Origin of the sequence: Saccharomonospora iraqiensis subsp. iraqiensis (assembly GCF_000430445.1) — a bacterium.
Lineage (GTDB): Bacteria > Actinomycetota > Actinomycetes > Mycobacteriales > Pseudonocardiaceae > Saccharomonospora > Saccharomonospora iraqiensis.
On record NZ_KE387056.1, the window covers coordinates 77,801 to 87,669 of the forward strand.

A 9,869-nucleotide genomic window follows, 5' to 3' on the forward strand; every position below is an offset into this window, starting at 1 on the left:
CCCCCGCCCGGCTCACCGCCTGCTCGGCCGCCGCCCGGTAGTCGCTCGCCTTCTCCGGCCCCACCAGGGCCGACGCCGTGAGCAGCGCCCCGGCCACCGTGGACGCGCCCGAGGGGCTGGCGTTGTCGGTCGGGTCGGAGGGCCGGTGCACCAGCGCCTCGGCATCGTCGGCGGTGTCGTGGAAGGCGCCCGGGGTGTCGGCCACCGCGAACCGTTCCCGCGCGATGTCCAGCAGCCGGGTCGCCTCGAGCAGCCACACCGACTCGCCGGTGGCCTGGTGCAACGCCAGCAGGCCGTCGGCCAGACAGCCGTGGTCCTCCAGCACCCCGTCGGCGGCGCCGACCTCGCCGTTCCGCGAGCTGCGGCGCAACCGGCCGTCCACCAGGTGCCGGTCGAGCAGGTACGCCCCGGCCGACACGGCCGCGTCCACCCACTCCGGACGGCGCAGCGCCGTTCCCGCCTCGGCCAACGCCGTGATCGCCAGACCGTTCCACGCCGCGATCACCTTGTCGTCGCGGGCGGGCTGCGGCCGGGTGCCGCGCGCCTGAAGCAACGCCGTGCTCACCCGCAGCCAGCGTGCGGGGTCGTCCGGGTCGTGCGGCAGGCGGAGCGTGGACGCGCCCTTCTCGAAGGTGCCCTCCTCGGTGACGCCGAACAGCTCGGCGGCCCAGGCACCGTCCTCCGGCCCGAGCACCTCGACGAGCTGCTCCGGGGTCCACACGTACGTCAGGCCCTCGACACCGTCGGTGTCCGCGTCCAGCGACGCGGCGAACCCGCCCTCGGCGGTGCGCAGGTCCCGCAGCAGGAACTCGGCCGTCTCCCCGGCGACGCGCGTGGCGATCGCGGACCCCGTACGCCGCGCGAGATGCGCGTAGGCGCGCAACAGCAGCGCGTTGTCGTAGAGCATCTTCTCGAAGTGCGGGACGACCCACGCCACGTCGACGGAGTAGCGGGCGAACCCGCCCCCGAGCTGGTCGTAGATTCCGCCCCGGGCCATCCGTTCCGCGGTGAGCTCCACCAGCGACAGGGCCTCGGCGGAACCGGTGCGCTCGTGGTGGCGCAGCAGGAACTCCAGGACCATGGACGGCGGGAACTTCGGCGCGGTGCCGAATCCGCCGTTGGCCGGGTCGGCCTCCGACCGCAGCTTCGCCACCGCCGACGACAGGGCCTGCTCGTCGACCGGATGCTCGGACAGCGGCCCGGTCTGCTCGGCGATGTGCGTGACGATCCGGCCCGCGCCCTCGACGAGTTCGTCCCTGCGCTCGGTCCACGCCCGCGTGACGGCGGTCAGCACCTGGACGAACGAGGGCAGCCCGTGCTTCGAGACCGGCGGGTAGTAGGTACCGCAGTGGAACGGCTCACCGTCGGGGGTGAGGAAGCACGTCATCGGCCAGCCGCCCTGGCCGGTCATCGCCTGGGTCGCCGTCATGTACACGGCGTCGATGTCCGGGCGCTCCTCGCGGTCCACCTTGATGTTGACGAAGTGTTCGTTCATGTAGGCCGCGGTGTCCGCGTCCGAGAACGACTCGTGCGCCATGACGTGGCACCAGTGGCAGGCGGCGTAGCCGATGGACAGCAGGATCGGCACGTCCCGCCGCCGTGCCTCGGCGAGCGCCTCCGGGCACCAGGGCCACCAGTCCACCGGGTTGTCGGCGTGTTGGAGCAGGTACGGCGAGGTCGCGGTGGCTAGGCGGTTCACCCCTCCAGCGTCTCACACCGGAAAACCCGGTGCCGTCGTCCGACAGGCCGGTCCGACGGGCCCGCCCGCACCACGCTCGGGACCGGGCGGGCGCGTCGGATCCGGTTCACTCCCGGCCGGTGGCCGCAGCCTCCTCCGCGTCGCCTACCGGTCGCCCGGCGCCACCCGCCGTGGCGTCGGCGGAGTCCGTGGCGTCGGCGGAGTCCGCGGTGTCGGTGGAGTCCGTGGCACCGGCGGTGTCGGCGTCGTCGGCCGGGTCCCCGTCGCCGGCCCTGTCGCTCTCCCCGCCGAACGACGCGGGCACGCGCTTGAGGTGCTTGGTCATCGACCGCACGAGGAAGACCACGGCGACGAGGAAGACCAGCAGCAGCAACAGGCCCACGGGCGAGGACTTGCCGAAGTCCGCCCCCTCGCCACCGGGCTGGGACTGCGCCAGGAACGTCTCGGCCGAGGTGACCGGCGCCACCGTGGCGGCGGGTAGTGCCGTGAGCACGTCCGGCGTCATGTCGTCATCCTCTCTCGCACCCCCGCGAACAGATCGTCCTCCGGCAACGTCGTGTCGACGAGGGACCGTGCCAGTTCGTACTCCTCGGTCGGCCACAGCCGACGCTGGATGTCCAGCGGCACGGCGAACCAGCGGCTGTTCGGGTCGATCTGCGTGGCGTGCGCACGCAGGGCGTCGTCCCGGACCTCGAAGTAGTCACCACACGGTACCTGCGTGGTGACCCGCTCCATGACGTCGGGCTTGTCCGGATCCCACCTGCTCAGCCACTCGGCGTAGGGCGACTCGAGCCCCCGTTCGACGAGGGCCTCGTGGAAGGCGGTGAACTTCGCGCGGGAGAAGCCGTGCGAGTAGTACAGCTTCAGCGGCTGCCACGGCGCGCCCGCCTCCGGGAAACGGTCCGGGTCCGGTGCCGCGTCCCAGGCGGCCATCGACACCTCGTGGCAGCGGATGTGGTCCGGGTGCGGATAGCCACCGGTTTCGTCGTAGGTGGTCACCACGTGTGGCCGGAACTCCCGGATCACCTGCACCAGCTTCTCCACCGGCCCGTCGAGGGGGATCCGCGCGAACGAGCCCTCGGGCAGCGGGGGCGGTGGGTCGCCCTCGGGCAGGCCGGAGTCGACGAAACCCAGCCAGCGGTGTCGCACGCCGAGGATCTTGGCGGCACGGGCCATCTCCTCGCGGCGCAGCCGCGTCATGTTCTCGTGGACCTCCGGCTTGTCCATCGCCGGATTGAGCACGCTGCCCGCTTCTCCCCCGGTGCAGGTCACCACCATGACGTCGTGGCCCTCGGCGACGTAGCGGGCCATCGTGGCCGCGCCCTTGCTGGACTCGTCGTCGGGGTGCGCGTGCACCGCCATCAGCCGCAACCCCGAGTCCGTCCTGTCAGCGCTCATCCCGTCGGCTCCCATGTCCCGTCCGGTTCCTTTCCGCTCACCGTCGTCGTGCCTGCAAACCGTGTCGGCCGTCCGTGCCCACGCGACCCGTCGGCCGTCCGTGGTCACGAACCTGCCGGGCCGGACCCCCTGGCGTCCGCCCGTACGCCTACACGGATACTCAACACACGAGGCGGCTCTTTTCATTCTCCCCGCCGTACCGACACGAATCCCGGAGGCCTGGTTGAACAGCGCGGAGAACGGGCCGACCGGCCCCGGCGCCGCCGGGCAGGCACCCGGCGGCGAACCGTCCCGGGCGACCGCGGACGGCGACGACGACCTCACGCACCGGCGCCCCCCACGGTGGCGGCGGTGGGTCCTCATCGCGCTCGCGCTGGTCGCGGGCACCGCGGCGACCTACTTCGGCTACACCACCCTCGCCGTGACCCCCATCGAGGGGCAGCGGGTGGCCTTCACCGAACGCCCCGGCAACGCCATGGAGGTCACCGTGGACGTCCTCCGCACCGAACCCACGCGGCCCGGGGTCTGCATCGTCCGCGTGCGGGACTCGTCCGGCGCGGAGAGCGGCCGGAGGGAGATGTACGCCCCGCCCGGCCAGGAACGGCTCACGACGGTGGTGCGCAGCAACGGACGGCCGGTGACGGCGGACGTCATCGGGTGCTCGTATAGTGTGCCGGAGTACCTGTCAACCTCCGAGCGGCCAACGGGGTGAAATTCGCGCCGGGCGCGCGTACCCCCTGAGCGAACAGGGACCGCCGGGGCCCGCTTCGTGCTATCCTGGTCTCAACGGCACGGCCCGCACGGGCCGTGTCTTTCCTTTATTACCAGCCACGACGGCGTGGCGCCGGCTTGTACACCCAGGCTCGGCAGGCGCTAGAAGGAGATGGTGACCGTGAGCGAAGGCAAGGTGACCTGGCTGACCCAGGATGCCTACGACAGGCTCAAGAACGAGCTCGACGAGCTGATCGAGAATCGTCCGGTCATCGCAGCGAAGATCAACGCCAGCCGGGAAGAGGGCGACCTGAAGGAGAACGGTGGCTATCACGCCGCCCGGGAGGAACAGGGTCAGCAGGAAGCCCGAATCCGGCACCTACAGGAGTTGCTTCGCACCGCGAAGGTCGGCGAGGCGCCCAAGGACGACGGCATCGCCGAGCCGGGAATGGTGCTGACGGTGCGGTACGACGGTGACGAGGACGACGAGGAGACCTTCCTGCTCGCCACCCGCGAGGAGGGCGGCGAGGGCGCCGTCGAGACGTACTCGCCGGAGTCACCGCTCGGCAAGGCGCTGTTGGGCGCCAAGGAGGGCGAGGCCCGCGAATACGTGCTGCCGAACGGCGGCACGCAGAAGGTCACCCTGGTCAAGGCGGTGCCCTACACCTCGTGAGGCCGCACGACCCGTCGGCCCGGTGACACCCCGGGCCGCACGTGGTCCCGCCGTCACGACACCCGTTCCCCCGGCCGGTCCGGTCTGCGGGGAGAACGTCCCGAAATCACGTGTCGGTACCCGCGCGTGTCCGTGGGCGCGCCCGGACTCCCGGGGCGCCCGCGATCCGGTGCGGGTACCGACCCGTGCGTATCCGTGCGGAAGGGCCGACCACGGTCACTCCTGCGCGATCCGTTCGAGCAGGGGGCGCACCCGGGGCGGCACCGGCGTGGACAGGGCGATCGAGGTGGCCGTTCGGCGTACCCCCGCCACGCCGACGACCTCGTCGATCACCCGCTGGAGGTCGTCGTTGGACCGCGCGACGAGCCGGACGAACAGGTCCCCCTGGCCGGTCGTCGCGTGGACCTCGCACACCTCGTCGATCGCGGCCAGGGCGGCCGCGACCTCGGCACGGTGTCCCTGCGCGATCTCCAGCACGGCGAACGCGGTCAACCCGTACCCCATCTCGGCCAGGTCGAGCTCCGGGGGGAACCCGGTGAGCACGCCCGCGGCGGTGAGCCGGTCGAGCCGGGCCTGCACGGTGCCGCGCGCCACCCCCAGCCTGCGCGCGCACTCCAGCACGCCGAGACGTGGCGCGTCGGTCAGCAGCAACAGCAACCGCGCGTCCAGCGAGTCCAGCCTCATGCGCACCTCCTGCACAAGTTGTCCAGTCTGATCACCCGAATGCCAACTCGGCTGAACAGACTGACCAGCACGAGCGGCGACTGTTGCTCAGTATGCCCTCCCCGCGCATGCTCTCGGGCATGGCCAACCCAGCACTCGACGACGTCAGTTACGACCAGCTACGCCAACTCGTCGGCCTGGTCGACCACGACCTGTCGACCGACCCGTTCCCCGTCACCGCGATGGACGCGGTCGTGTTCACCGTCGGCAACGCCACGCAGACCGCGTGGTGGTACCAGTCCGCCTTCGGCATGGAGCTCGTCGCCTACTCGGGCCCGGAGACCGGCAACCACGACCACAAGTCGTTCGTGCTGAAGTCCGGCTCGGCGCGGTTCGTGGTCAACGGCGGGGTCCGTCCCGACTCACCGCTGCTCGACCACCACCGCAGGCACGGCGACGGGGTCACCGACCTCGCCCTCGAGGTGTCCGATGTGGACAAGTGTGTGGCGCACGCCCGTGCCCAGGGCGCGACGGTGCTCGAGGAACCGCACGACGTCTCGGACGAGGCCGGCACCGTGCGCCGGGCGGCGATCGCCACCTACGGCGAGACACGGCACTCGCTCATCGACCGCTCGCGCTACTCGGGTCCGTACCTGCCCGGTTACGAGGCACGGACCCGCACGGTCCCGCGGCCGGAGGGTGCCCCGCGTCGCCTGTTCCAGGCCGTCGACCACTGTGTGGGCAACGTCGAGATGGGCCGGATGGACGAGTGGGTGGACTTCTACCACCGCATCATGGGCTTCGTGAACATGGCGGAGTTCGTCGGCGACGACATCGCCACCGAGTACTCGGCCCTGATGAGCAAGGTGGTCTCGAACGGCAACCACCGGGTGAAGTTCCCGCTCAACGAGCCGGCCGTGGGCAAGAAGCGGTCGCAGATCGACGAGTTCCTGGAGTTCTACGGCGGCTCCGGGTGTCAGCACATCGCGCTGGCGACCAACGACATCATCGCCACGGTGACCGCGATGCGCGAGGCCGGGGTGCAGTTCCTCGCCACGCCGGACAGCTACTACGACGACCCGGAGCTGCGGGCGCGGATCGGCGAGGTCCGGGTGCCGATCGAGACGTTGAAGGAGCACGGCATCCTCGTCGACCGGGACGAGGACGGCTACCTGCTGCAGATCTTCACCAAGCCGATCGGTGACCGGCCCACCGTGTTCTACGAGCTGATCGAGCGCCACGGCTCGCTCGGCTTCGGCAAGGGCAACTTCAAGGCCCTCTTCGAGGCCATCGAGCGCGAGCAGGAGCGCCGCGGCAACCTCTGACGCGGCCGCTCGTCCCGCGTGCGGGGCACATTCCCCGCGTCCGGTGCCGTGAGGGGCACATCCGCTGCGTCACGCGCAGGGAATGTGCCCCTCACGGCACCACCCGGTGTGGTCAGAACATGACCGTGAAGCCGGCGCGTTGGAGTTGGGCGGCGACGGTCTCGCAGTGGTCGGGGCCGCGGGTCTCCAGTTTCAGGGCGATCTCGACCTCGCCCATCGCGAGGCGACCCGAGATCCGGGAGTGTTCGACGTCGAGCACGTTCGCCCCGAGTTCGCTCACCCGGGACAGCACACTCACCAACGAACCCGGCCGGTCCGGCACGCACAGCCGCAGGTTGAGATAGCGTCCCGCCGCCGTCATGCCGTGCTGGATGATCTGCAACAGCAGCAACGGGTCGACGTTGCCGCCGGAGAGCACGGCGACGACGGGCGGTTCGAACATCTTCTCGTGTTCGAGCAACGCGGCCACGGCGGCGGCCCCGGCGGGTTCGACCACGAGCTTGCGCCGCTCCAGACACTGCAGCACCGCACGGGACAGCGACTCCTCCCCCACGGTCACCACGTCGTCCACGAGCGAGTTCACGTGCGCGAAGCTGACCGGGCCGGGCTCGCCCACCGCGATACCGTCGGCCATCGTCTGCGTCCGTTCGACCCGCACCGGCCCCCCGCTCGCCAGTGAGCGCGGGAAGGCCGCGGCCTCCTCCGCCTGCACCCCGACGACGTGGACATCCGGCCGCTCCGCCTTGACCGCCGCGGCGACACCACCGACGAGACCACCACCGCCCGTCGCGACCAGCACCGTGGCCACCTCGGGAAGCTGCTCCAGGATCTCCAGGCCCAGGGTGCCCTGCCCGGCGATGATGTCCGGGTGGTCGAACGGGTGGATGAACACCGCCCCGGTGCGCTCGGCAAACGCCTTCGCCTCGGCCAGGGTTTCCTCCAGCACCGCGCCGTGCAGGTGGACCTCCGCCCCGTAGCCGCGGGTGGCCGCGAGCTTCGGTAACGGCGCGCGTTCGGGCATGAACACCGTCGCCTTCGTGTCCAGCAGCGATGCGGCGAGCGCGACGCCCTGGGCGTGATTGCCCGCGCTGGCCGCGACGACACCACGGGCCCGTTCGGCCTCGCTCAACCCGTGGATGCGGGTGTAGGCGCCTCTGATCTTGAAGGATCCGGTGCGTTGCAGATTTTCGCACTTGAGGTGCACCGGCCCTCCGTGCGCGGATTCGAGGTCGCGTGCGTGTTCCATCGGCGTGTTACGCACGACGGTCGACAGCAACTGCCTCGCCTCGCGGATTGTGTCCACGCTGACAAGTCCCATGCCCGCGATGATGTCACCGCCGACCGGATCACGACGAGGTTACGCACACGGTCCGGATCACGATTGGGTAAGCTTGTGCCGCGTCGGTCGCCCTGCGCGGTCACGGGGAACACTGCGGGGGACGGAGTACCGGGGCGCGGCCTCCGGTACTCCCGGTGACGGCGACACAGAACCCGATCGAGTGAGGGAGACACCATGGGACGGGCGAGTACCGCATCCGCGTCGGGTTCCGCCGGTGTCCTGCCGTTGCTCGCCGGCGTGCTCTCGGCCATGACCCTGACCGGCGCCGCCGTGTACACCGTCGCGGAGGCGCCGTGCGAGCCCGCCCGGTACACCGAGCAGGACGGCGCAGTCACGCTCGTGGGCGGGTGCGTCGATGCCGCGGACCTGCACGAGGACGACGTCGTCCGCGATCACGACCGCCCGGCCCTGCCGGGACTCCCCCCGGAGAGCTACCGCCCGTGACGCCGCGAAGGCCCCCTTCGCCGCGCCTGGTGCCGTGAAGGACTCCTTCACTGCGCCTGGTGCCGTGAAGGCCCCCTTCACTGCCAATGACGCAGCGAAGGAGTCCTTCACGGCACAACACCGGCACCCGCCGTGGGGTCAGTGTGTGTCGAGGGCGGAGCGGAGGTCGGCCAGGAGGTCGTGCGGGTCCTCGATGCCGACCGACAGGCGGACCAGGGACGGGGGCACCTGGAGGGTCGAGTCGGCGACGCTGGCGTGCGTCATCCGGCCCGGGTGCTCGACCAGCGACTCGACACCGCCGAGCGACTCCGCGAGGACGAACAACTTCGTGGCCGCGGCCGTGTCCAGCGCGGCCTGTTCGCCGTCGGAGTGGGTGAACGACACCATGCCGCCGAAGCGCCGCATCTGCTTGGCCGCCAGCGCGTGCCCCGGGTGTTCGGCCAGCCCCGGGTAGTACACGCGGTCCACCTTCGGATGCACCGACAGTGCCTCGGCGATCAGCTCGGCATTGGCGCAGTGGCGTTCCATCCGCACGGCGAGCGTCTTCAGCCCGCGCAGGGTCAGCCAGGCGTCGAACGCGCCGGGCACCGCGCCCGCCGAGTTCCGGAGGAAGAACAGCTGCTCGCGCAGCTCGTCGGAGTGGGTCATCACCGCGCCGCCGACGACGTCCGAGTGGCCGCCGAGGTACTTGGTGGTGGAGTGCACCACCACGTCCGCCCCGAGTTCCAGCGGTGTCTGCAGGTACGGGGTCGCGAAGGTGTTGTCCACGACCACGCGGGCGCCGCTGACATGGGCGATCTCGGACAACGCGCCGATGTCGGCGATCCCGAGCAACGGGTTGGTGGGCGACTCGCACCAGATCAGCTTGGTCTCCGGGCGGATCGCGGAACGGACCTCGTCCAGGTCGGACAGGGACGCGACGCTGTAGTGGATGCCCCACCCGGTCAGCACCTTGTCGATGAGCCGGAAGGTGCCGCCGTAGACGTCGTTGCCGAGCACCAGGTGATCACCCGGACGCAGGGTCGTCCGCAACACCGCGTCGCTGGCGGCCATCCCGGAGGAAAAGGCCAGCGCGTGCCGACCGCCCTCCAGGGCGGCCAGCGCCTCCTCCAGCGCGCTCCGGGTCGGGTTGGCCGTGCGCGAGTACTCGTAGTCTCCCTCGCGGGTACCGCCCACCCCGTCCTGTGCGTAGGTGGAGGTCTGGTAGATCGGCACGATGACCGACCCGGTGCGGGGATCGGGCTCCTGACCGGCGTGGATGGCGCGCGTCTCGAAGCCGTAGTCGGCGGGGTCTGCAACCATGCCCACAGCCTACGGCGGGCCCCCGGCACACGCCGCCGTGGATCGGCGAACCGGGCCCGACACACGACGGGCCGTGGAGCGACGGCTCACCCGTTCCGTCACCCCACGGCCCCGTGGCGCCGGGTCACCGACCCGTCACCCGTGTGACATCACCACCGGCGTCTCACCACTGCGGTGTCACCACTGCGGCGGCTGGCCCGGCTGCTGCCCGAATCCGCCCTGCTGTTGCTGCTGCGGCGGCTGCCCGTACTGGCCGGGCTGGCCGGGCTGGGCGAACCCGCCACTGCCCGGGTACTGCCCGCCCGGCTGGGCGAA

Annotated in this window: 10 protein-coding genes; 4 read left to right on the forward strand and 6 right to left on the reverse strand. The window is 71.1% G+C overall.

The genetic code is table 11. The features are described 5' to 3' along the window. From ACTIR_RS21675 to mca, 3 genes are all read right to left on the reverse strand, one after another. Positions 1 to 1,699: thioredoxin domain-containing protein (locus tag ACTIR_RS21675; RefSeq protein WP_034238317.1), on the reverse strand; the 1,699-nt coding region annotated here is incomplete at its 3' end. Positions 1,700 to 1,805: 106 nt separating this feature from the next. Then, on the reverse strand, positions 1,806 to 2,204 hold the full coding sequence (locus tag ACTIR_RS25175) for a hypothetical protein (protein ID WP_026453366.1): 399 nt from the start codon (positions 2,202 to 2,204) through the stop codon (positions 1,806 to 1,808). Further along, a complete protein-coding gene (gene mca, locus ACTIR_RS0104425; RefSeq protein WP_026453367.1) occupies positions 2,201 to 3,097 on the reverse strand; it encodes a mycothiol conjugate amidase Mca in 897 nt (298 codons plus the stop codon). The genes ACTIR_RS25175 and mca overlap by 4 nt, the downstream gene beginning before the upstream one ends. Positions 3,098 to 3,320: 223 nt before the next feature. Here mca and ACTIR_RS0104430 point away from each other — a divergent pair, with 223 nt between their 5' ends. Then, positions 3,321 to 3,809 carry a DUF4307 domain-containing protein gene (locus tag ACTIR_RS0104430; protein WP_026453368.1) on the forward strand — a complete coding sequence of 163 codons (489 nt, stop codon included), beginning with the start codon at positions 3,321 to 3,323 and terminating at the stop codon, positions 3,807 to 3,809. A 174-nt stretch (positions 3,810 to 3,983) separates the two neighbouring features. After that, entirely contained in the window at positions 3,984 to 4,481 is a 498-nt protein-coding gene (gene greA / locus ACTIR_RS0104435) for a transcription elongation factor GreA (protein WP_026453369.1), read from the forward strand. A 216-nt stretch (positions 4,482 to 4,697) separates the two neighbouring features. Here greA and ACTIR_RS0104440 read toward each other — a convergent pair whose 3' ends face one another. Beyond that, the gene (locus tag ACTIR_RS0104440; RefSeq protein ID WP_007023324.1) at positions 4,698 to 5,165 is read right to left on the reverse strand and encodes an Lrp/AsnC family transcriptional regulator; all 468 of its coding nucleotides are present in this window, start codon (positions 5,163 to 5,165) and stop codon (positions 4,698 to 4,700) included. A 119-nt stretch (positions 5,166 to 5,284) separates the two neighbouring features. Here ACTIR_RS0104440 and hppD point away from each other — a divergent pair, with 119 nt between their 5' ends. Continuing rightward, positions 5,285 to 6,469 (forward strand): 4-hydroxyphenylpyruvate dioxygenase, encoded by a 1,185-nt coding sequence (gene hppD / locus ACTIR_RS0104445; protein ID WP_026453370.1) that lies wholly within the window; start codon positions 5,285 to 5,287, stop codon positions 6,467 to 6,469. Positions 6,470 to 6,581: 112 nt separating this feature from the next. On the opposite strand, the gene ilvA is transcribed toward hppD, so the two are convergent. Next, complete coding sequence (gene ilvA / locus ACTIR_RS0104450; protein ID WP_026453371.1) at positions 6,582 to 7,787, reverse strand: threonine ammonia-lyase; 1,206 nt, start codon at positions 7,785 to 7,787, stop codon at positions 6,582 to 6,584. A gap of 195 nt (positions 7,788 to 7,982) precedes the next feature. Here ilvA and ACTIR_RS0104455 point away from each other — a divergent pair, with 195 nt between their 5' ends. Beyond that, complete coding sequence (locus ACTIR_RS0104455; RefSeq protein WP_007023327.1) at positions 7,983 to 8,252, forward strand: hypothetical protein; 270 nt, start codon at positions 7,983 to 7,985, stop codon at positions 8,250 to 8,252. Between the two features lie 138 nt (positions 8,253 to 8,390). Here ACTIR_RS0104455 and ACTIR_RS0104460 read toward each other — a convergent pair whose 3' ends face one another. Continuing rightward, the gene (locus tag ACTIR_RS0104460) at positions 8,391 to 9,554 is read right to left on the reverse strand and encodes a cystathionine gamma-synthase (protein ID WP_026453372.1); all 1,164 of its coding nucleotides are present in this window, start codon (positions 9,552 to 9,554) and stop codon (positions 8,391 to 8,393) included. Positions 9,555 to 9,869: the final 315 nt, after the last annotated feature.

Coding starts and splice junctions, on each gene's coding strand:
- ACTIR_RS25175 (WP_026453366.1), bottom strand. CDS start 2,204: ATGACGCCGGACGTGCTCACGGCACTACCCGCCGCCACGGTGGCGCCG.
- mca (WP_026453367.1), bottom strand. CDS start 3,097: ATGAGCGCTGACAGGACGGACTCGGGGTTGCGGCTGATGGCGGTGCAC.
- ACTIR_RS0104440 (WP_007023324.1), bottom strand. CDS start 5,165: ATGAGGCTGGACTCGCTGGACGCGCGGTTGCTGTTGCTGCTGACCGAC.
- hppD (WP_026453370.1), top strand. CDS start 5,285: ATGGCCAACCCAGCACTCGACGACGTCAGTTACGACCAGCTACGCCAA.
- ilvA (WP_026453371.1), bottom strand. CDS start 7,787: ATGGGACTTGTCAGCGTGGACACAATCCGCGAGGCGAGGCAGTTGCTG.
- ACTIR_RS0104455 (WP_007023327.1), top strand. CDS start 7,983: ATGGGACGGGCGAGTACCGCATCCGCGTCGGGTTCCGCCGGTGTCCTG.
- ACTIR_RS0104460 (WP_026453372.1), bottom strand. CDS start 9,554: ATGGTTGCAGACCCCGCCGACTACGGCTTCGAGACGCGCGCCATCCAC.